The organism is Rhodovastum atsumiense (assembly GCF_937425535.1).
GTDB lineage: Bacteria > Pseudomonadota > Alphaproteobacteria > Acetobacterales > Acetobacteraceae > Rhodovastum > Rhodovastum atsumiense.
Genome location: NZ_OW485601.1, coordinates 430,789 through 451,525, shown reverse-complemented (window position 1 = coordinate 451,525; position 20,737 = coordinate 430,789). Strand labels below are relative to the sequence as shown.

General features: G+C 69.5%; 19 protein-coding genes. 8 read left to right on the top strand and 11 right to left on the bottom strand.

All coding sequences use genetic code 11. The annotated features are described in order from the left end of the window. Positions 1-460 precede the first annotated feature (460 nt). A complete protein-coding gene (locus tag NBY65_RS01885) occupies positions 461-2,011 on the top strand; it encodes a Ppx/GppA phosphatase family protein (RefSeq protein WP_150039083.1) in 1,551 nt (516 codons plus the stop codon). Positions 2,012-2,014: 3 nt separating this feature from the next. Here NBY65_RS01885 and NBY65_RS01880 read toward each other — a convergent pair whose 3' ends face one another. Continuing rightward, on the bottom strand, positions 2,015-2,674 hold the full coding sequence (locus NBY65_RS01880; protein ID WP_150039082.1) for a LysE family translocator: 660 nt from the start codon (positions 2,672-2,674) through the stop codon (positions 2,015-2,017). A gap of 138 nt (positions 2,675-2,812) precedes the next feature. Further along, a complete protein-coding gene (locus NBY65_RS01875) occupies positions 2,813-3,787 on the bottom strand; it encodes an MYG1 family protein (protein ID WP_239002650.1) in 975 nt (324 codons plus the stop codon). A 188-nt stretch (positions 3,788-3,975) separates the two neighbouring features. Here NBY65_RS01875 and ccoG point away from each other — a divergent pair, with 188 nt between their 5' ends. After that, positions 3,976-5,436, top strand: a complete 1,461-nt coding sequence (ccoG, locus tag NBY65_RS01870) for a cytochrome c oxidase accessory protein CcoG (protein ID WP_150039081.1) — start codon at positions 3,976-3,978, stop codon at positions 5,434-5,436. A 21-nt stretch (positions 5,437-5,457) separates the two neighbouring features. On the opposite strand, the gene NBY65_RS01865 is transcribed toward ccoG, so the two are convergent. Continuing rightward, a complete protein-coding gene (locus NBY65_RS01865) occupies positions 5,458-6,081 on the bottom strand; it encodes a class I SAM-dependent methyltransferase (RefSeq protein ID WP_150039080.1) in 624 nt (207 codons plus the stop codon). Between the two features lie 85 nt (positions 6,082-6,166). Between NBY65_RS01865 and NBY65_RS01860 the strand changes: the two genes are divergently transcribed. Then, positions 6,167-6,685 carry a PadR family transcriptional regulator gene (locus NBY65_RS01860; protein WP_150039079.1) on the top strand — a complete coding sequence of 173 codons (519 nt, stop codon included), beginning with the start codon at positions 6,167-6,169 and terminating at the stop codon, positions 6,683-6,685. Here NBY65_RS01860 and NBY65_RS01855 read toward each other — a convergent pair. Continuing rightward, positions 6,682-8,229, bottom strand: a complete 1,548-nt coding sequence (locus NBY65_RS01855; RefSeq protein WP_150039078.1) for a fatty acyl-CoA synthetase — start codon at positions 8,227-8,229, stop codon at positions 6,682-6,684. The two genes, NBY65_RS01860 and NBY65_RS01855, sit on opposite strands and share 4 nt — an antisense overlap. Before the next feature lie 169 nt (positions 8,230-8,398). Here NBY65_RS01855 and NBY65_RS01850 point away from each other — a divergent pair, with 169 nt between their 5' ends. Further along, on the top strand, positions 8,399-9,091 hold the full coding sequence (locus NBY65_RS01850; RefSeq protein ID WP_150039077.1) for a TetR/AcrR family transcriptional regulator: 693 nt from the start codon (positions 8,399-8,401) through the stop codon (positions 9,089-9,091). Positions 9,092-9,112: 21 nt separating this feature from the next. Here the strand turns inward: NBY65_RS01850 and NBY65_RS01845 are convergent, their stop codons facing one another. Genes NBY65_RS01845 through NBY65_RS01835 form a run of 3 tightly spaced genes read right to left on the bottom strand, consistent with a single transcriptional unit; the run spans position 9,113 to position 11,599 of the window. Further along, the gene (locus tag NBY65_RS01845) at positions 9,113-10,075 is read right to left on the bottom strand and encodes an ABC transporter substrate-binding protein (RefSeq protein ID WP_150039076.1); all 963 of its coding nucleotides are present in this window, start codon (positions 10,073-10,075) and stop codon (positions 9,113-9,115) included. After that, positions 10,072-10,806, bottom strand: a complete 735-nt coding sequence (locus NBY65_RS01840; RefSeq protein WP_150039075.1) for an ABC transporter ATP-binding protein — start codon at positions 10,804-10,806, stop codon at positions 10,072-10,074. The genes NBY65_RS01845 and NBY65_RS01840 overlap by 4 nt, the downstream gene beginning before the upstream one ends. Continuing rightward, the gene (locus tag NBY65_RS01835; protein ID WP_203330363.1) at positions 10,799-11,599 is read right to left on the bottom strand and encodes an ABC transporter permease; all 801 of its coding nucleotides are present in this window, start codon (positions 11,597-11,599) and stop codon (positions 10,799-10,801) included. Before NBY65_RS01835 ends, NBY65_RS01840 begins: the two co-directional genes overlap by 8 nt. Before the next feature lie 130 nt (positions 11,600-11,729). On the opposite strand from NBY65_RS01835, the gene NBY65_RS01830 reads away from it, so the two are divergent. Beyond that, positions 11,730-12,791 carry a hypothetical protein gene (locus NBY65_RS01830; RefSeq protein ID WP_150039074.1) on the top strand — a complete coding sequence of 354 codons (1,062 nt, stop codon included), beginning with the start codon at positions 11,730-11,732 and terminating at the stop codon, positions 12,789-12,791. 25 nt (positions 12,792-12,816) lie between these two features. Here the strand turns inward: NBY65_RS01830 and NBY65_RS01825 are convergent, their stop codons facing one another. After that, positions 12,817-13,977, bottom strand: a complete 1,161-nt coding sequence (locus tag NBY65_RS01825; protein ID WP_150039073.1) for an acyl-CoA dehydrogenase family protein — start codon at positions 13,975-13,977, stop codon at positions 12,817-12,819. A gap of 146 nt (positions 13,978-14,123) precedes the next feature. Between NBY65_RS01825 and NBY65_RS01820 the strand changes: the two genes are divergently transcribed. Further along, the gene (locus NBY65_RS01820; RefSeq protein ID WP_150039072.1) at positions 14,124-14,885 is read left to right on the top strand and encodes an SDR family NAD(P)-dependent oxidoreductase; all 762 of its coding nucleotides are present in this window, start codon (positions 14,124-14,126) and stop codon (positions 14,883-14,885) included. A gap of 28 nt (positions 14,886-14,913) precedes the next feature. Continuing rightward, positions 14,914-16,089, top strand: coding sequence for an acetyl-CoA C-acetyltransferase (locus tag NBY65_RS01815; RefSeq protein ID WP_150039071.1), 1,176 nt, complete (start codon positions 14,914-14,916; stop codon positions 16,087-16,089). Positions 16,090-16,132: 43 nt separating this feature from the next. Here the strand turns inward: NBY65_RS01815 and NBY65_RS01810 are convergent, their stop codons facing one another. The 3 genes from NBY65_RS01810 to NBY65_RS01800 all read right to left on the bottom strand — a co-directional run bounded on the left by NBY65_RS01810 (position 16,133) and on the right by NBY65_RS01800 (position 19,320). Continuing rightward, positions 16,133-16,792: a helix-turn-helix domain-containing protein gene (locus NBY65_RS01810; protein WP_150039070.1), complete on the bottom strand. Its 660-nt coding sequence runs from the start codon at positions 16,790-16,792 to the stop codon at positions 16,133-16,135. Positions 16,793-16,809: 17 nt separating this feature from the next. Beyond that, complete coding sequence (locus NBY65_RS01805) at positions 16,810-18,159, bottom strand: glutamate-1-semialdehyde 2,1-aminomutase (RefSeq protein WP_150039069.1); 1,350 nt, start codon at positions 18,157-18,159, stop codon at positions 16,810-16,812. Positions 18,160-18,414: 255 nt separating this feature from the next. Next, positions 18,415-19,320 carry a LysR family transcriptional regulator gene (locus tag NBY65_RS01800; RefSeq protein ID WP_338110376.1) on the bottom strand — a complete coding sequence of 302 codons (906 nt, stop codon included), beginning with the start codon at positions 19,318-19,320 and terminating at the stop codon, positions 18,415-18,417. A 130-nt stretch (positions 19,321-19,450) separates the two neighbouring features. Here NBY65_RS01800 and NBY65_RS01795 point away from each other — a divergent pair, with 130 nt between their 5' ends. Continuing rightward, on the top strand, positions 19,451-20,737 hold the full coding sequence (locus tag NBY65_RS01795; RefSeq protein ID WP_239002649.1) for an NAD(P)/FAD-dependent oxidoreductase: 1,287 nt from the start codon (positions 19,451-19,453) through the stop codon (positions 20,735-20,737).

Here is a 20,737-nt window from a genome sequence, read left to right as displayed (position 1 = left end):
TGGTGCCGCCACGGGCATGGGCGATGTCCGGCATGCATGTCCTCCCCCTCGTATTGACCGCGGGAAGGGCAAGCCCCGTGCCAGCGGGCGGCGCGGTCGTTCGGGCGGGAATCGGTTGGCAAGGCGCGGTCCGGCCATGGGGCTGTGTATGCGGTCGTTTACACCCATGCGGGCCGACTCTCTGTTGGCAGCGAAAGAGAGAGTGCTCTTAGGGGGTTATGTCGGCTGTATGCAAATGCTGACAGTGGACGCATGCGTTGACGGCGGCAGGCGCTATCGGCGGGAAGGCGCACGGGGATGACGTTCAGTTGATCGCCGGCGCGACATCACTTGCCGCCACGCCCTGCCGAGGGCTCGTGCCGGAAGGCGATGGCGAGTACCGTCGCCGCAGCAGCCCGGGCATCCCGGCCCGGGATGAAGGGAGCGGGGTGCAATCCGGCGACGGGAGGACGGTCGATCGATGGAACAACCGCCTGACGACGACGCCCTGGCCCGCCCGCTGGAGCTCGATCCCGACTGGACCAGCCGTTCCGCGCGGCCCCCCTATGCCATCATCGATATCGGCTCGAACTCGGTGCGGCTGGTCGTCTACGACCGGATCGGCCGCGCCCCGCTGCCGCGCTTCAACGAGAAGTCGCTCTGCCGCCTGGGTGCCGACCTCGACCGCACCGGCGAGATCCCGCCGGAGAGCTTCCGCCGCACGGTCGCGGCCGGGCGCCGGTTCCGCGCCGTCGCCGAAGCCATGGAAGTCGGGCGGATCGACGTTCTCGCCACCGAGGCGATTCGCCGGGCCAATAACGGCGCGGCGCTGGTCGCCGCCCTGGCCGGGGAAGCGGGCCTGCAGGTGCGTGTGCTCGCCGGCGCCGAGGAAGCGCGCTTCGCCGCCCTCGGCGTCATCGCCGGGTTCTACCGTCCGCGCGGACTGGTCGGCGACATGGGCGGCGGCAGCCTCGAACTGGCCGAGGTCCTCGACGATCGTGTCGGGGACCGGACGGCGAGCCTGCCGCTCGGCGCCTTGCCGGTGCAGGCGATGCTGGCGGAGTTCGGCGACAAGGCGAAGCAGCGGGTCGATGCCGTGCTGGCCGAGCGCCTGTCGCCCGCACTGACCGAGCCGGTCTTCCATGCGGTCGGGGGCGGGTGGCGCTCCTTTGCCCGCGTGCACATGGCATCGCGCCCGACGCCGGTGCCGGTGACGCACGGCTATTCCATCGAGGCCGGCGAGGCGCGGGATTTCGCCGGCCGGGTCTGGCGCCTGCCGGAGCCGAAGCTGACCGCGCTTCCCGGTCTTGCCCGGCGGCGCGTCGCCACCTTGCGCGCCTCGGCCCTGGTGCTGGATCGCGTGCTGAAGCGGCTGGCGCCCGAGCGCGTCGTCTTTTCGGCCCTGGGCGTGCGCGAAGGGTGGATCTATGCGCATCTCCCCATGGCGGAACGCAGCGCCGATCCGCTGGTCGAGGCGGCGCAGTCGCTCGGTCTGCCCCAGGCCCGCGTTCCGGGGTTCGCCCGCGCGCTGGCGCACTGGACCGATGGCCTGTTCCCGGCGGAGGTGGCGGCCGAGCGCCGGCTGCGCCTGGCGGCCTGCGCGCTCTCCGACATCGCCTGGCGCGACCACATCGACGTTCGCGCCACGGAAAGCTTCCGCAGGCTGGTGCAGTTCCCCTTCATCGGCATCGATCATGCCGAGCGCGTGTTTCTCGCCGCGGTGATCCATGGCCGCTACGCTGGCGCCCCTAACGATCCGGCGCTGGCCCCGGCGATCGGGCTGCTCTCGAAACACCAGCGCCGCCGCGCCCTGATCCTGGGGCGGGTGTTGCTGCTGGGCTATCGTTTCTCCGGCGGGGTGCCGGAGATCCTGGCCTCGGCCCGGCTGCGGATCGAGGCCGACATGGTGCGGCTGGAAATCGCCGAGGGCGCGCGCGTCCCGGACAGCGAGGTCGTGCGGGACCGCCTGGGGCTGGTCGCGGCCGCCCTGGGCCTGTCCCGCATCGATATTCGCGAGGTGTCGCGGGGATGAGCCTCAGGCCCGACCCGGCAACAGGCGGAATCGCTGGCCGGCGAGCCCGGGGGCGGCGTGGGCCAGGGCGTTTACCGCGAAGCCGATGAACAGCACGCCGGAGAGCCGGGTGATCAGCGTCTCGTGGCGACGATAGACGCGGCGGACCGTGCCCGCGCCCACCAGTCCCACCAGGATGGCATAGGCGAACACCCCGCCGGCCAGGCTGGCCAGGACCAGCACCGGCAGCATCCCCCAGCTCAGCTCATCAGCCCGGGCCGACAGCAGGGCGGTGAAGGTCGCGACCGCCACCGGGTAGGCCTTCGGGTTGGTCAGGCCGAACACCAGGCCATGCGCCAAGGGCCGCTGGACGCGCGCGCTTGCGTCCTCGGCCCCCCGGCGCCGGGCCGTCACCGCCCGGGCGCCGAGCCAGAGCAGGTACAACCCGCTGATCAGGCCAAGCAGGTCGAAGACCACCGGCCCGATCCCGTGCACGCCGATGATGGCGGCAAGGGCGATGCTGGCCCAGAGCACGTCGCCCACCAGATGGCCGCCGAGAAAAGCGGCCCCGGCGCGCCGGCCCTGATCGGCGCCGATGCCGAGCACGGCGAGCACCCCCGGCCCGGGCGTGATGCCATAGACGAAGCCAGAAGCGGCCGAGGCCAGCAGGATGGAGGAGATCATCGATCAGTCCGGCAATGAGCAAAGCCCAAGGGTGCCATGGTCATTGGCCCGTTCGCCAGTCCGCGGGGGGCGGAAGGGCCGGGTTCTTTGGCAGGTGAGCGTTGCGCCGGCGGAGCATCCCGCGGGGGCCGGCACGACTCAGCCGGCGGGCTGGTCCGCGAGCGCGATGGCCTTGCGCGCCAGCGCCAGGGCGCCTTCGCGCGACCGCGCGGCCCCCACGAAGCGGCGGGGATGCACGAACACGGCATCCGCCACGCCGCTCGCGGCGGCGAGATCGGCATCGCGCAATCCGGCCCAGGCCGCCGGAAGCGGCAGGCGCTGGGCGAAGGAACCCGGTTCCGGTGGCATCGCGTCCACCATCCAGTTGCCGTTCGGGACGGGATAGAGGGCGTAGAGCACCGGCAGGCCCTGCGTGAAGACCGGTCCTTCCCAGGGCAGCTTGCGGTCGAGTTCGAGCAGTCGTGGATCGGCGGAGCGCGCATGCGCCGTTGCGACCACTGCCTCCGCGGCCAGGCGTGCCCGGACCATGGCAACCCGGCGTCGCAGGAAGCCATCCACCAGTCCGGCGGCGCGCAGGAATGCGGCGTCCTCCGCGGTACGATCGCCGACGGCGGGTGAGTCCCAGGCCGGGTTGTGATCCTCGACGATCGCGGACAGGTTGAGCGCGTCCCCGGGTTCGCCAACCCCGTTGTCGATCGCGTCGATGCGCCGCACCACTTCCTGGTCGATCACCGCGGCGATCGCGGCCGCGGGGCCGCCGGTGCCGTCCTGGTCCAGCAGGGTCTGCACGGCCTGTTCACCATGGTGGCGCCAGACCAGTCCGGCCGCGCTGAACGGCGTGTGATCCTCGCGGACCGGGGCGCCGCGCTGGTGATGGTCGAAGCGGCTGGCGGCCGGGTCATAGACGGCTCCCACGTCCCAGACCACGTCCGCCCCTGCGATCGTGGCCTCGTCGCGGGTTCGCACCAGGGTGTGGTCCCGGCCCGGCTCGTGCAGTCCGCGCGCGAGGCACAGGACCACGTAGGCGAACGCATCATCGAGGTGAAAGCTGCCGCTATGGGTCGCGAGCAGTGGTCGCGGGGCGGTGGTCGTGTCATGCGCGGGGGTCATCATGACATCACTCTGCCACGCAATGCCTGGCGACGCAGCTTCGGGATGCGTGCGCGGGGACGGGCACGGCCTGCGACTTGCGGATCGCCGCCGCACACACGGTTGACGCAGATCAATGCCGTATCGCGGTCTGATGTTTGATATTTGCGGAAATTATCAATAATTTTGGCATGCCTGGAGGGATAATGGCAATGAGCAGCGTCGGGAAGGTTCGCCGCAAGGAGATCGAGGACCAGCTCAGCGATCGCAACCTCTACGCCAACCGGGTGCGGGTCTATCCAAAATCGGTGCGCGGCATTGCCCGCACGATCAAGACCGCCATCCTGGTGACCTGCCTGGCGGTCTACTATGTCCTGCCCTGGATCCGCTGGGATCGCGGACCGGGGTATCCGGACCAGGCGGTGCTGCTGGACCTGCCGAACCGGCGCTTCCATGTCTTCAATCTCGAATTCTGGCCGCAGGATATCTATTACCTCACCGGCATGCTGATCCTGGCGGCGATCTCGCTGTTCCTGGTGACGTCCCTGCTTGGACGCGTGTGGTGTGGCTATGCCTGTCCGCAGACCGTGTGGACCGACCTGTTCATGTGGGTCGAGCGCCGCATCGAAGGCGACCGCAACGAGCGGATGAAGCGCGACCAGGGGCCGCCCTCCACCGACCGGCTGTTGCGCAAGCTGGCCAAGCATGCGGCATGGGCGGCGGTGGCCTTCGCCACCGGCGGGGCCTGGATCGCCTATTTCGTCGACGCGCCGACCCTGCTGCGGGAATTCTTCACCGGCGGGGCTTCCACCGAGGTCTATTTCTTCGTCGGCCTGTTCACCTTCACCACCTACCTGCTGGCCGGCTGGGCCCGCGAGCAGGTCTGCACCTTCATGTGCCCGTGGCCGCGCTTCCAGTCGGCGATGCTCGATGAGCAAAGCCTCATCGTCACCTACCAGGCGTGGCGGGGCGAGCCGCGCGGCCATGGCCGGCGCGATGCGGCGCATGCCGGGCTGGGGGCCTGCATCGACTGCAATGCCTGCGTGAATTCCTGCCCGACCGGCGTCGATATCCGCGACGGCGTGCAGCTCGAATGCATCAATTGCGGCCTGTGCATCGATGCCTGCAACGAGATGATGGTGAAATCCGGCCAGCCCAAATGGCTGGTGACCTGGGACACGCTGGCCCGCCAGCGGGAGAAGGCGCAGGGACAGCATGGCAGGCTGCGCATCCTGCGGCCGCGCACGCTGGTCTATGCGGGCGTGCTGGCCGTGGCGATGTCGGTGATGGGCGTGGCGCTGGCGTCGCGGGCGCATGTGCATCTTTCGGTGCAGCACGACCGGGCACCGTTATTCGTGATGACCCGCGATGGCGGGCTGCGCAACGCCTACACCATCCGCATTTCCAACAAGACCCTGCAGGACGCCCCCTTCACGCTGGCGGTGGCCGGGGTGAAGGACGCGGTGATGGCCTTCGGCGAGGCCCCGGAGCAGCGCAGCCAGGTTCTGGATCTGACCGTCCCCGGCGATCAGGTGGACACGCGGCGGCTGCTGGTCTTCGGGCGGCCGGAGCGGCTGGCGGATGGATCGACGCCGCTGGAACTGACGCTGCGCAACACGCAAACCGGCGAGATGACGACCTACCGGACCGTGTTCATGGGGCCGGCGCGATAGACCGGCACCGGGCGTGCAGGCTCAGCCCATGGGCCTGCACGCCACCAGGTCGATCACCGCCGATCGCCCGGCATGGCGGGAGCCTTCCCGTAGGTCGGTTTCGTACTCGGCCAGATGCAGGATCTCCATGCCGGCGAAGGCGTCACGCAGCAGCGCCTCGGTGTAGAGATTCTCGACCTGCGACGGCCCGCCGGTGCCGTGCCGCAATTGCGCCGGCGTGTAGCCCTCGATCAGCAGCAGGCCGCCGGGCAGCAGCACCTCCTGCATCCGGCGGAAGATCACGTCCCGCAAGTCAGGGCCGGCGAACTGGAAGAAAATCCCTGCCACGACATCGAAACGCGGCGCCCCCCAGTCCCAGGTGGCGAGATCGGCCTGCACGATGTCGAGGCTGACACCCTGCTGGTCCGCCAGTCGCCGGGCCTTGGCGATCGCGGCCGGGGCGAATTCCACCGACGTGACCTCCAGCCCCTGGCGGGCCAGCCAGACGCCGTTGCGCCCTTCTCCGTCAGCGATGGTGAGCGCCCGGCCGCGGCGAGGCAGGCGCGGCGCCTGGGCGGCAAGGAAACGGTTGGGCTCGGTGCCGAAGACATAGTCTTCGCCGGCAAAGCGGCTGTTCCAGTGGTCCAGGTCAGACCGGTGGGTCATTCTCGTTCCTCCTGGGGCGGGGTTGCATCGAAGCGTGCTGCGATATATCTTATTTAAGATATATCTTATTTCCAGGAGGCATGTGATGCCGTTTCCGGATGGCCGCCATGGGCAGAGGCGCCGCGACGGCTGGCGTCATCGGCGGGGCGGTGCGCGCTGCGGCGGGGCAGGAGAGGGGCAATGGCTGGATGAGCCGGATTTGCGCCTGGCGATCCTGGCCGTGCTGGACGAACAGCCCCGCACCGGCCTGCTGACGATGCAGGCCCTGGCGGAGCGCGGGTGCGCCGGTGTCGCCGCCAGCCCCGCCGCGGTCCATGCCGGTCTGCTGCGGCTGGAACAGATGGGGTTCGTGGCCGCGACCGGGAACGGCGCGGGCCACTCCCGGCATGAACTTACCGCGGCCGGGGCGGCGGAGTTGGCCGCGCACCGTCTGCTGGCCGACGCCATCCTTGCCGACGCCGCCGATGCTGCCGCGGCGCTGCGCAGGATCACGCTGTTTCCCGCGTGGCAGCGCCATCCACGCTGCTGCCAGCGCACTCTTGCGGCCATCGCCACCGGCCAGGGACGGCCGGCAATGACGCTGTCCGCCGGATCCGGCTGCTAACCGGCGACGCCCATCACCGCCGTGCCGGTGCCGCTGAAGCGGGCACGCAGCTCGCGCTTGAGCAACTTGCCCGCGGTGTTACGCGGCAGGTCCTCGGCGAAGATCACCCGCTTGGGCAGCTTGAACGGCGCGATCAGCCCGCGCGCGTGGTCGATCAGGTCGGCCTCGGTGACGCTGTGGCCGGGGCGCAGCACGACCACGGCGGCGATCGCCTCGATCCATTTCGGATCAGGAACCGCGATCACCGCCACCTCGGAGACGGCGGGGTGGGTGAACAGCGCCTCTTCCACCTCGCGGCTGGCCACCAGCACGCCGCCGCTGTTGATCACGTCCTTGATGCGATCGACGATGGTCAGGTAGCCCTCCGCGTCCATGATGCCGACATCGCCGGAATGGAACCAGCCACCGGCGAAAGCCTGCGCGGTTTCCTCCGGCTTGTCCCAGTAGCCCAGCATGACATGCGGCGTGCGGTGGACGATTTCCCCTTTCTCGCCGGGGGGCACGTCGTTCATGTCGAGATCGACCACGCGGGTGCGCATGTTGAGCACCGGCCGTCCTACCGAGGCAGGACGGGCCTCGTGCTCGTGCGGCTTGAGCACGGTGGCCAGCGGTGCGATTTCGCTCTGGCCGTAGCAGTTGAACGGCAGCAGGCCGGGCAGGCGCGCGCGCAGTTCCTGCAACACGGGCACCGGCATGATGGCGGCACCGTAATAGGCGCGGCGCAGGCTGGTCAGGTCGCGGGTGGCGAAGTCCGGGTGGCGCAGCAGGGTGATCCACACCGTGGGCGGGGCGAAGAAGGAATTGAGCCGGTGCCGCTCGATCAGGTCCAGGCACAAGGTGGCCGCGGGCGCCTCGACCAGCATGATTTCCGCCCCGCACAGCAATTGTGGCATGCAGAAGACGTGCATCTGCGCGCTGTGGTACAGCGGCAGCGCGGCGAGGCTGCGATCCTGCCCGGTGAATTCGCAGGCGACGATGCAGCTCATGTACTCGCTGAACAGCGCGCGATGGGTCAGCATCGCCCCCTTCGGCGCGCCGGTGGTGCCGGAGGTATACAGGATCTGGACGACGTCGGTGTCGTCCGGCCCGTCATCCTCCGGCAAGGGCGGGGCGTCGCCCGCCATGACGCTGGTGATCGGCCGGACCTCGGCGAGCTGGTGTACCTCCGATCCCACCTGCAGGTCAGGCCCATGCAGCACCAGCCGGGCGCCGCATTGCCGGACGATATAGGCCAGTTCCGAGGGGGTCAGGGCGTAGTTGGCGGGAACATGGATCAGCCCCGCCTTGCAGCAGCCGATCCAGGTGAGCAGGTAGTGGTCGGAGTTGCGGCCGAACGCCACCACCCGGTCGCCACGGGCGAGCCCGCCGGCGCGCAGCCGGGCCGCGATGCGGTCGGTTTCCGCGTCCAGGGCCTGATAGGTCCAGACGCGATCGGCGAAGCGCAGCGCCACCTTCTCACGATGAGTGGCACAGGCGCGGCCGATGGCGTCGCCGATGGTGTTGCGGCCGGCGCGACGGGCCTCCGCGGCAACGGAGTCGGGCATTGCGGCATTTGCCTGCATTGGTGTTTCCTCCCGGAGCCACCGGTCTGGTGTCGGTCGCGAACGGATATCGCTGCTCGCGGGTGGCGTGCTCCATACTTGCCGGTATGATGCTTACCCTATAGTATTGAGTCAAGGCTGGTGTGCAGCCGCAGATGGATCGAAGCGTGACATGACATCCGCGAAAGCGACGCGCCGGCAGGCGCCCGAGGCGGCAGGCCGTACCGCCGCGCCGGCACGTCAGCCGGTGGCAGCATCCCCGTTCCTGAGCGCGGACGAGCGTCAGGAGGAACGTGAGCGCAAGCGCGAGGCGTTGCTGCAGGCCGCCGTGCGGATGTTCAACGCCCGCGGGTTCCACGCCACCTCGCTCGACGACGTGGCGGCCAGCCTGGGCGCGACCAAGCCGGTGATCTATCGCTATCTGGGCAACAAGGACCAGGTGCTGCTGGAATGCGTCACGCGCGGGATCACGCAGTTGCAGGAAGCGGCGGCCGCCGCCCGGCAGCGGCCGGGCTCCGGGCTCGACCGGTTGCGCGCCTTCCTCTGCCGCTACGCCGAGATTGCCGTTGATGATTTCGGCATGTGCGTGATCCGCACCGATGCCGCGGCGCTGTCACCGCAGAGCGCGAAGCAGTTCCGCGCCGCCAAGCGGCGGATCGACAGCGCCATGCGGGCCCTGATTGCCGAGGCGGTCGCCGACGGCTCGGCGCACGCCCCCGATGTGCGTGACACCGCCTTCGCCCTGGCCGGCGCGCTGAACTGGACGGCGCATTGGTACAGGCCCGGGGGCGGCATGCCCCCGGCGGAAATGGCGCGGCGCCTGGTCGATATTCTCACGCTCGGCCTGCAACCACGTCATTCGTGACGTCGGGCGATCCGGGTCGCCTCAGGCCGGAACGGACGCCAGCAGATCCTTTTCGATGTCGATGGTCTTCTGCAGCATCCCGGCCGAGACCAGGAAGTGCTGGCACGCCTCCAGGTTCCGCAGGTCGGCGGCGCTGATCGCGGGCGAGAAGTCATACCAGGGCCACATGGTCCGGGCGTCCTCCGGAGAGAGCTTCTGTTCGGCCGCCGCGATGTCGAGTGCGCGCGCCGGCTGGTCACGCAGGAACGCGAGCGCCCTGGCATGGGCCCCGAGATAGCGGCGCACCAGATCGGGGTGTTCGGCGAGGAAGGCGCCGCGCACGGCGATCACGCTCATCGGCGAGGTCACCCCTTCGGCGGTGGTGATGATGCGCCCGCCGGCCGCGGTGACGGCCATGGCGTCGGCCCCGGCCAGGGTGGCCGCATCGATCTGTCCGGCCAGCAGGGCGGCCCGCGCGGCCGCGAGGTCCATGTTAAGGTAGTTGACGTCGGCAAGCCGCATCCGGCGTGCGGCGAGGGCGGCGGCGAGGAGCTGGTTGAGCGTGGTGCCCTTGGGGCCGCCGACCGTCCTGCCGCGCAACGCTTCGATGGAGTCCGGGCCGTCCGCGCGTGTCATGATGGCGAAGGCCCGCGGCGAGCGGCTGAAGGCGCCGATGACCTTGAGGTCGACTCCATTGGCCCGGCCGATGATGGCGGAGGTGTCACCCAGCACGCTGGCGATGTCGATGGCGCCGGCGGCGATGGCCTGGAACTGCGCGGCGCCGGAGGTGATGACCGGCGTTTCCACGGCGATGTCGAGCGGCGCGAAGGCCTCCTGGAGATAGCCATTGGCGCGCATCACGATCAGCGGCACGTTGAAGGGCGCCGTCACGTAGGTGACGCGGATGCTGCGCGGCCGGGCGGGGGCGGCATGGGCGCCCGTGACGCCGGCAAGTCCGGCCATGGCGGCCATCAGCAGCGGGCGACGGGGCAGGAGATGACTCATGGTCTGGCGTCCTGGCTGTGTGGGTCCTGCAGCAGGCGGGCAAGCACCGCGCGGCGGTGATGCAGCAGGTCGGGATCGGTGGGGTCGCGCGGATAGGGAAGATCGACGCCGTGCGTGCCGACCAGCCGGCCGGCGGAGAACTGCACCACCCGCTCACCCAGGAGGACCGCTTCCTCGACGTCGTGGGTGATGAACAGCACGGTTGGACGGCGCTGCTGCCATAGTTGCACCAGTTCGGCCTGCAGGCTGCGGCGGGTGAAGGCATCGAGCGCGGCGAAGGGCTCGTCCATCAGCAGCAGGTCGGGCTGTGGGGCAAGGGCGCGGGCAATGGCAACGCGGCTGGCCATTCCCCCTGAAAGCGCCGACGGGTAGGCATCGGCGAAAGCCGTCAGTCCGACCTGCTCCAGCATTTCGCTGACACGGGCGTGGCGGGTTGTGGCTGGCAGCGATTGCGACAGGCCGAAGGCGACGTTTTCATGCACCTTCAGCCAGGGCATCAGCCGCGGTTCCTGGAAGACATAGCCGATCCGGTCCGGACGACCCCGCACCTCGCCGGCCGAGGGGCGTTGCAGCCCGGCGATCAGGCGCAGCAAGGTGGTCTTGCCGCAGCCGGACCGGCCGACCACGGTGGTCAGGCTGCCGGCCGGACAGGCAAGGTCGATCGCGTCCAGTGCGCTGACCGGGCGGCCGCCCATGTCGTAGCGCATCGAGAGACCGGCCAGCTCAAGCATCGGCGCCACCGTCTCTCGGCAGCCACGGCATGGCCCGGTGCAGGGCCATGCGCGTGAGGCGATCGACCAGCATGCCGAGCAGGCCGATCACCACCACGCCGACCAGGACGACATCGGTGCGCGCCATGTTCTGCGCATCGACGATGAGGTAGCCGAGCCCCTCGCTCGCGGCGATCAGTTCGGCCCCCACCAGCGCCCGCCAGGAAAAGCCGAGCGAGATGCGCAGTCCGGTCACGATGGAGGGCATCGCCGCCGGCAGGATGATGCGGCTCACGAGGGCAGACTGTGCCAGGCCGCAGACCCTGCCGACCTCGACCAGCTTCCTGTCAACCTGGGCGAGTCCGCCCAGCGTACCGAGGAAGACAGGGAAGAAACAGGTCAGCGCGACCACGCCGAGTTTTTGCGCCTCGCCGATCCCGAGCCAGAGCACCAGCAGGGGAATCAAAGCGAGGGGCGGAATCTGGCGGAGGAACTCCAGCAACGGTTCGAGCAGCCGCCGCGGGCGCGGCGCCAGCGAGAGCAGCACGGCCAGCGGCAGGGCGACCATGACGGCGAGAAGGAAACCGGCCATGGCGCGGGCGAGGCTGACGGCGGTGTGACGGACCAGGGTGCCGTCGGCGAGCATGTCCAGGCCGATGGCGGCGACCCGTTCCGGCGCGGGAAGCAGGAAGGGGGAAACCAGGCCGAATCGACAGGCTCCTTCCCACAGCACCACCACACCGCCAAAGGCGGCGAGATGGGTCAGCGCCGCAGCGACGCGTCGGGCATGAGGGGAGGCGGGAGACGGAAGCACGAGGGCGGGACCCTGCCTGCAGATGCGGCGTGACGAGGGCGCAGCAGATACCGCTTCCACATCGTTGTGGCAACGCTATTGCGACGCATTCTCATATGTGGCAGGGAGTCCGTGTTTCAGGAGATTTGCTGTGAACGTTCCCCTCCAGTTCGTTCGCGTGCGGGACCGCGATGGCGAGATTGCCATCGGCCGGGACGATCTGGTCCGCTACAGCGGCCCCGAGCAGGTGGTTGCGTCGGCGCTTTGCCTGCGCCTGTTTGGTCGCGCCTTTGCCGATCTCAGTCCGGAAGCTCCGCCCTTGCGCACGAGCATCCGCGTGCTGTCGGCCTTTCCCGGCGAGGGGATGCTCGACGGCATCGAGATGATCACGCGGGCCCGCTCGCGCGGCGCGCTGGTGGTCGATCCGCAGGCCGCTGCGGTGCAGGCTCCATCGGCAGGCATCGGGCGATTCTACTTCGTCGTTGCCGTGGACGATCGTGCGCGCGGCTACATGCTGGCGCCGGATCTGTTCACGGCAGACTTCATCCGGCAGGTCGCAGCGTTCCAGGACGGCGGGGGAACGGCGGCGGAGCGTGCCGCCTATCAGGCCGCCAAGCACAGCCTGATCGGACGCCTGCTTGGCACGGGCGACGATGAACTGTGGCGTTCCTGCGAGGCGCCGGTTCCTGCCCCGCCACCGGATCGGACGGTGCAGGTCCGCGATCATGGCGCGTGCCTGAAGATTGATTTCGAGGACTGCGTGAAGTTCCACGGTCGCAGCAATATCGGCGGTCTGGCGCTCGGGCTCAGGCTGATGCAACGCGCCTTCGCTGATCTCTCCCCGGGCGGCCCGCCGGATCGCTCCGAAATCTCCGTGCGCACCGCTTTCCCCGGACTCGGGCTGCGTGATGCGGTGGAGATGATCGCGCGCGCCGGCAGCCGTGGCAGCTACACGCTGGACCTCGCGATGGCTCCTCCCTCCGCCCCGGAGGCCGCCTTGGGCCGGCTATGGTTCGAGGTGACCATCGGATCGGCGCGCGCCGCCTATGTGACGCCTCCGGGGGCCATGGGCGAGGACTTCATCAGTCTCGCCAGATTGTCCCATGAACGGTCCTTGACCCCGCCCGAGGCCCTGCGCTGGCAGGAGCTGAAGGAGCAACTTGCGGCCCGGCTTCTGGCCCTCTCGCCGCACCAGGCGCTGCTGCCGGGCTGATGCGACCATCCCGGCCGGGCGCTGCTCAGAGCGTGCGGGCGATCAGCAGCTTCATGATCTCGTTGGTGCCGCCGTAGATGCGGGCGACCCGCGCGTCCTTGAACATGCGTGCGATCGGATACTCGTCCATGTAGCCGTAGCCGCCATGAAGCTGCAGGCAGGTGTCGATGATGCGTCCCTGCAGCTCGGTAACCCAGTACTTGGCCATCGACGCCGTCGCCGCATCGAGCCTGCCGGCGAGGTGCTGGCCGACGCAGTGATTGACGAACACCTTCGCCACCGTCGCCTCGGTCTTGCATTCGGCGAGGCGGAAGGCGACGACCTGGTTGTCGATGACCGGGCGGCCGAAGGCGTGGCGCTGCCGGACGTAATCGAGCGTGACGGCAAGCGCGCGCTCGATCATCGCCATGGCCTGCACGGCGATGATCAGCCGTTCCTGTGGCAATTGCTCCATCAGTTGCACGAAGCCGCGACCTTCCTCGCCGCCGAGCAGGGCGGTCGCGGGCAGGGCCACGTCGTTGAAGAACAGCTCCGAGGTGTCCGCCGCCTCCAGCCCGATCTTGTCGAGGTTGCGGCCGCGCTCGAAGCCGGTCGCGGCCTCGGTTTCCACGACGAACAGGGAGATTCCCTTGGCGCCACGCGAGGGATCGGTCTTCGCCACCACGATGACCAGCTCGGCGGTCTGGCCGTTGGTGATGAAGGTCTTCGATCCGTTCAGCACATAGCCCTCGCCGCGCCGCCGCGCGGTGGTGCGCACGCCCTGCAGGTCGGAGCCGGCGCCCGGTTCGGTCATGGCGATCGCGCCGACCCGGGCCCCGCTGGCGAGCTGCGGCAACCAGCGCGCCTTCTGCTCGGCGGTACCGTAATGGCTGATGTAGGGCATGACGATGGCGTTGTGCAGCGTCACCCCCCAGCCATCGAGGCCACGCCGCGCGACCTCTTCCATCAGCACCACCTCGTGGCGGAAATCGCCGCCGGCACCGCCATGATCGGCATCGGTGGACAGGCCGAGCAGGCTTGCTTCCCCCGCACGCGTCCATAATGCGCGCGCCACCACCTTGTCGTGCCGCCATTGCTCGATCCGGGCGGGCGGGGCGTGGCGATCGAGGAAGTGGACCACCGAATCGCGGAAGATCGTGAGGTCCCCGTCGGTCATGTGCTCGGGCGTCGGCACGTTCAGCGTCATGGCATCTGGTCTCCTGGGGGGCGGGCGGTTGACCGCGGCGATGTGGCGGCATTATACCCATGAGTAACCACGATACCAACAAGTAACATCAATGGAACCGGGAGGCCGCGTGGCGCCGGTCCCACCAACAGGAAGGAGCGGCTTGCGTGCGACTGGAAGGAATGGCTGCGATCGTGACCGGCGGGGCCTCGGGACTGGGCGCGGCGACGGCGGACCTGCTGGCCGCCCGTGGCGCGCGGGTGAGCGTCTTCGACCGGGATGTCGAACGGGGCGAGGCGCAGGCGCGCGCGACCGGCGGCCTGTTCCAGCCCCTGGACGTGACCGATCCGGTGGCGGCGGAGGCGGCGCTCGCCGCGGCGGAGGCTGCCCATGGGGTCGCGCGCATCCTGGTGAACTGCGCCGGCATCGGCACTCCGCAGCGCGCCATCGGCCGCGACGGCCAGCCGCAGCCATTGGAGACCTTCCGCCGCGTCATCGAAGTCAACCTGATCGGCAGCTTCAACATCCTCTCGAAATTCGCCGCCCGTCTCGCTGCCGCCGAGCCGGTGGGAGAAGAGCGGGGGGTCGCGATCAACACCGCCTCGATCGCGGCCTATGACGGGCAGATCGGCCAGGCCGCCTATTCGGCCTCGAAGGGTGGGGTGGTGGGCATGACGCTGCCGCTGGCGCGCGAGCTCGCACAGCACCGCATCCGCGTGGTGACGGTGGCGCCGGGCCTGTTCCTCACACCGCTGCTCTCGGTGCTGCCGCCGGCGGCACAGGAATCGCTTGGCCAGCAGGTGCCGTTTCCGCCGCGGCTCGGCGATCCGGCGGAATATGCCGATCTGGTCGCCTGCATCATCGGCAATCCCATGCTGAACGGCGAGACCATCCGGATCGACGGCGCGCTGCGCATGGCGCCCCGCTGACGCGGTCGCGGTACCAGGGAGAAAAATGATGCCCGAAGCCTATATCGTCGCGGCCCTGCGCACCGCCGGCGGCCGGCGCGGCGGCCGGCTCGCCGGCTGGCATCCCGCCGACATGGCCGGCGAGGTGCTGAGCGCGCTGGTGGCGCATGCCGGCGTCGATCCGGCGGCGATCGACGACGTGATCATGGGGTGCGTCAGCCAGGCCGGGGAGCAGGCGTCCCATATCGGCCGCAACGCCGTGCTCGCCTCGACCCTGCCCGACAGCGTGCCGGCGGTGTCCATCGACCGGCAATGCGGGTCCTCGCAACAGGCGCTGCATTTCGCCGCCCAGGCGGTGATGTCCGGCGTGCAGGACCTGGTGATCGCCGCCGGGGTGGAGAGCATGACACGGGTGCCGATGGGCTCACCCTGCAGCCTGTACGCGAAGGCCGGGCTCGGCGTCGGCCCGTTCAGTCCGCGCATCCAGCACCGCTACGGCGTGGAGACCTTCTCGCAGTTCTCCGGCGCCGAGATGGTGGCCGTGAAATACGGGCTCGACCGCGAGCAACTCGACGTCTATGCGCTGGAGAGCCACCGGCGCGCCGCCGCGGCGACCGGGGCTGGCGCCTTCCTGCGCGAGATCCTGCCATTGCCGGTGCAAGGCCCCGACGGGTCGACGACGCTGCACCGGCACGACGAGGGCATCCGCCCTGATGCGACGGCGGAGGCGATCGCGGCGGTGAAGCCGTTGCAGGAGGGGGGGCGCATCACCGCCGCCAATGCCAGCCAGGTCTGCGACGGCGCGGCGGGCCTGCTGGTGGCGAGCGAAACCGCGCTGCGCCGCCACAACCTGACCCCGCTTGCCCGCATCCATACCCTCGTCGTCACCGGGGGCGATCCGGTCATCATGCTGGAAGAGCCGATTCCCGCGACACGCCGGGCCCTGCAACGGGCGGGCCTGTCGATCGCCGATATCGATCTCTACGAGGTGAACGAGGCCTTCGCGCCGATTCCGCTGGCCTGGCTGCAGGCGACCGGTGCCGATCCGGCACGGCTCAACGTCAATGGCGGGGCGATCGCGCTCGGCCATCCCTTGGGCGCTTCGGGGGCGAAGCTGATGGCCACGCTGGTCCACGCCTTGCGTGCGCGCGGCGGCCGCTATGGCCTGCAGACCATGTGCGAGGGCGGCGGGCTGGCCAACGTCACCATCATCGAGGCGCTTTGAACGGGGGGCGGGGGCGCCGGCACGGCGCTCCCGCAGGCCTCGGCTACAGGCCGATGAATTGCAGCGAGCCGCGTCGCAGGATGTGCACCTGCTTCGGCTCGGGCAGGCTGATGATGCCGCTGGCCATGAACTGGGCGAAGTTGCGGCACACCGTTTCCGACGACAGGCAGAGATAGTCCGCGATATCGTATCGTGACATGGGCAGGGTGAAGGCGTTGTCCCCTCCCGCGAGCCGATCCGATATCTCCAGCAGGAAGCAGGCCAGCCTTTCGCGGGCGTTCTTCTGTTCCAGCGCCAGCAGCCGGCTTTGGGTGGCGACGAGCCGGGCGTTCAGCATGTCCCGCAGCGCGGCGACGCTGGCGAAGCTGAGCGGCGCGGCCTCTTCCAGGGCGGCGAGGGAGAAGCGCTCGATCCGGCTGGGCAGGATGGCCTCGATGCCGGCACTGAGCATCTGCACTTCACCGAGGCCGATCCAGTCGCCCGGGAACAGGAAGGCCGTGATCTGCCGGCGGCCATCGGCGAGGGCGCGGCAAACGCGCAGGGCACCGCTTTGGAGATGGAAGCACTGGTCCGCCTGTCCCTGCGGCAGCCGCAGGGTCTGCCGGCGGCGGAGCTGCACGGGGTGTCCCTGCCATTCCTGCGGCAGGGTGCTGACCACGACACTGCGCAGGGCAGTCTCGTTGGCGCAAATGGGGATGGTCATTGTGGTGCTGGTGTCTTCTACGCTGCCGACTGGACATCCGGTTGGTTGAAGCGCCGGTAGACGATCTGGGACGGTCGCCCGATGAGGTATTTCCCGACACCTTCGTCCAGGGCGCGGGCATAGACCGCGAGCGCGCCGGCAATGGCATCGACCGTCCGGTCGATATCCGCGTCCTGGTGGCTGTAGCTGACGACCAGCGAGGGCATCAGCACGCCGCGGCGGATCGTCTCCTGCAGGAACAGCGAGCGGAACGCCTGCGAGGGACGGCCGGCCGGGTCCAGGGTGGCATAGGCCAGGCAACTCGGGCGGCCCACGATCTTCACGTGGTCCGTGAGCCCGTGATGCGCGATGGCCTGCCGGATCTGGGTCGCCAGGCGCGTGCCCTGACGGGTGAGGTGTTCGATGACCGGTTCGCTTTCATACACCCGCATCGTGGCCAGCGCCGCCGCCAGGGCGTGGGTCTCGGCGCCATGCGTGGTCGAGAGCAGGAAGACGCGCGGCCGGTCCACGTGATCGAGCCCGCCCAGGCGCATGAATTCGCGCTTGCCCGCCAGCGCCGAGACCGAGAAGCCATTGCCCATGGCCTTGCCGAAGGTGCTCAGGTCCGGCTCGATCCCATAGAGTCCCTGGGCGCCGTTCCGGTGCCAGCGGAAGCCGGTGATCATCTCGTCGAGGATCAGCAGGGCGCCGTTGGCGTGGCAGAGTTGCTGCAGAGCATGGAGGAAATCATTGGCCGGGTCGTCCTGGCGCGCGGGTTCCAGGATCAGGGCGGCGATCTGGCCCGGATGCTGCTCGAACAAGGCGCGGGCGCTGGCGATGTCGTTGTAGCGGAAGGTCAGGGTGAGCTGCCGCACCGTCTCGGGGATGCCGGCGTGCATCGCCGTCGTGCCGATGAACCAGTCATCGGTCGAGAAGAACGGATGGTCGGCACAGCAGGCGATCAGGCTGCGTCCGGTATAGGCGCGGGCCAGTCGCACGGCGCCCGAGGTCGCGTCCGAGCCATCCTTGCAGAACTTGACCATTTCCGCGCCTTTGATCAGGCGCAGGAACTGCTCGGCGCAGGCGACCTCGATGGTGGCCGGACGGGTGAAGTTGCAGCCATCCTCGAGGGCCTCGCGCACGGCCCGGAGAACCTCCGGATAGGCGTGCCCCAGCCCGACGGCCCGGTTGCCCATGCCGTATTCGATGAACGCGTTGCCGTCGGCGTCCCAGACATGGCAGCCGTTGCCGCTTCGGATGAAGCCGGGGGCCAGGACCGGATACTGGTCGTCCCCCTTGGCATATGTATGGCACCCGCCCGGAATCAGGCGATGGGCGATCTGACGCAGGCGCGCCGACTCGTCGAAGCAGTGTTCCTTTTGGCTCACGTTGCTTTCTCACTCACGCTGCTTGCTCAGGCCAAATGAAACGGCAGCCGGTGCTGGTTCGCACCGGGTGGAAGCAGTTGGATCAGTCAGGCCAGTAGTTGCCGGATCCAGATAATTTTCTGGACCGCTTCTTGCAAAGCACAAACTCATTAGCGTGCGGGAAAGAACTACTGCGATCCGCACGCCGGCATATACGCCATCATGCCGGCATGATGGCGTATATGCCGGCCGCTGCACCGAGGCGGGACGCCGGGATCATCCCACCGGTCTGGCGGCTTCCCCGGCGATCCAGGCGCGGAAGGCGATCAGCGGCGGGAAGGTGACGCGTTCGAGCGGCACGGCCAGGTAATAGGCTTCGGCGCCGCCGCGCATCTCCGCCCCGGCCAGCACCAGATCACCCCGCTGCAGTTCCTCGGCGATCAGGAAGGTCGGCAGCAGGGCGATGCCCAGCCCGGCGACCGCCGCCTGGGTGGCGGCGGCGAACTGGTCGAACAACATGCCATGCACGGTCGCGTCCGGCACCCCGTTGGCCGCCAGCCAGCGTTCCCACCCGTCCGGCCGCGAGGTCAGGTGCAGCAGCGGCAGATTGAGGAAATCGGCGGCGCAGCGCGGGGCGTGGGCGGCCAGGAAGGCAGGGCTGCAGGCCGGGGCGATGGTCTCGGACATCAGGAAGGTCAGCTCCGCGCCCGGCCAGTGCGGATGCCCGAAGTGGATCGCCGCATCCACCGAATCCAGGCGGAAATCGAACGGCGACAGGCGGGAGACGAAGTTCACCGACACCCCCGGATGGGCGCCGAGGAAGCCCTTCAGCCGCGGCGCCAGCCAGCGCGCGCCGAAGGTGGGCAGAATGGCGAGATTGAGCGTGCCCCCGTGCGGGTTGGCGCGCAGGTTCAATGACGCGGTGGAAATGCGCCGCAACGCCTCGTGGATCTCACGGGCATAGCCCTGGCCGGCCAGGGTCAGCCGGATCGATTGCCGCTCGCGCACGAACAGCGCCACCCCCAGTTGCGCCTCCAGCGCCTTGATCTGCCGGCTCACCGCGCTTTGCGTCAGGTCCAGCTCGCGCGAAGCCGCCGTCACGCTGCCGGTCCGGGCCGCGGCCTCGAACGCCGCCAGCAACGACATGGACGGCAGGAAACGCCGCGCGGTCAGCATGGTCATTCCCTCCTGGAATGAACTCCCGATCAAACGTCGATATTCGGCATCACCGCCCGGCTGTAAACCCGCCGTGATGAGGCATGCCCGCTCGGCGGCCTCGCTGACCCGGCTTGTTCGGTTCCGAGAGAGAACGATGATGGTGACAGACTCGCGTTCCCATGGCCTCTGGGCGGAAACCGCGCCGCCGCCGCCGGACGCGCCGGCACTGAGGGGGGACGTTCGGGTTGACGTCGCCATTGTCGGCGGCGGCTATACCGGCCTCTCGGCGGCGCTGCACCTGGCCCAGGCGGGCACCCGCGCGGTGGTGCTGGAGGCCCGCAGCTTCGGCTTCGGCGGCGCCGGCCGGAATGTCGGCCTGATCAATGCCGGCATGTGGGTGATGCCCGACGACCTGCCGGGCGAGCTCGGGCCGGTACATGGCGAGCGCCTGCTGCATCTGCTCGGCGACGCGCCGCAGCAGGTGATGCAGATCATCGACGCCCACGGCATCGCCTGCGAGTTGCAGCGCGCCGGCACGCTGCATTGCGCGGTCGGCGACGCCGGCCTGCGCGAGATCGAGGCCCGCGCCACCCAGTGGGCGAAGCGCGGGGCCCCGGTCGAGGTGCTGTCGGCCGAGGCGACGGCGGCGCGCATCGGCACCCGGGCTTACAGCGGGGCGCTGCTCGACCGGCGCGCCGGCACGCTGCAGCCGCTTGCCTATGCGCATGGCCTCGCGCACGCGGCGGCCCGGGCCGGGGCGGTGTTGCATGCCGGCAGCGCCGTCACCGCCTGCGAGCGCGCCGGCGGGGAATGGCGGCTGCGCACCGCCGGCGGCACGGTGCGGGCCGACTGGGTGATCGTCGCCACCGATGCCTACAGCGAAGGCCCGTGGCGCGTGGTGCGCGGCGAGCAGGTCCACCTGCCGTATTTCAACCTGGCCACGTCGCCACTCGACCCGGCGCTGCGCCGGCAGATCCTGCCGGGCGGGGAGGGGTGCTGGGACACCAAGGAAGTGCTGTCCTCCTTCCGCATGGATGCCGCCGGACGGCTGGTGTTCGGCAGCGTCGGCGCGCTGCGCGCCGGCGGCGCCGCCGTGCACGATGCCTGGGCGCGGCGGTCGCTGCGCCGGCTGTTCCCGGCGCTCGGCGAGGTCCGCTTCGGGCATGCCTGGTACGGCTGGATCGGCATGACCGACAACGCCCTGCCGCGGCTGCACCGCTTCGCCCCGAACGTGATCGGCTTTTCCGGCTATAACGGCCGCGGCATCGCCCCGGGCACCGTGTTCGGCCAGGTGCTGGCGCGGCACGTGCTCGGCGACCTGCCCGAGCAGGAGATGCCGCTGCCCTGGACCGATCCCCGGGCACCGTCCTTCCGGCTCGCCCGCGAATTCGGCTACGAGGCCGGCGCGCAACTGGTCCATTTCACCGGCGAACGCTTCTAG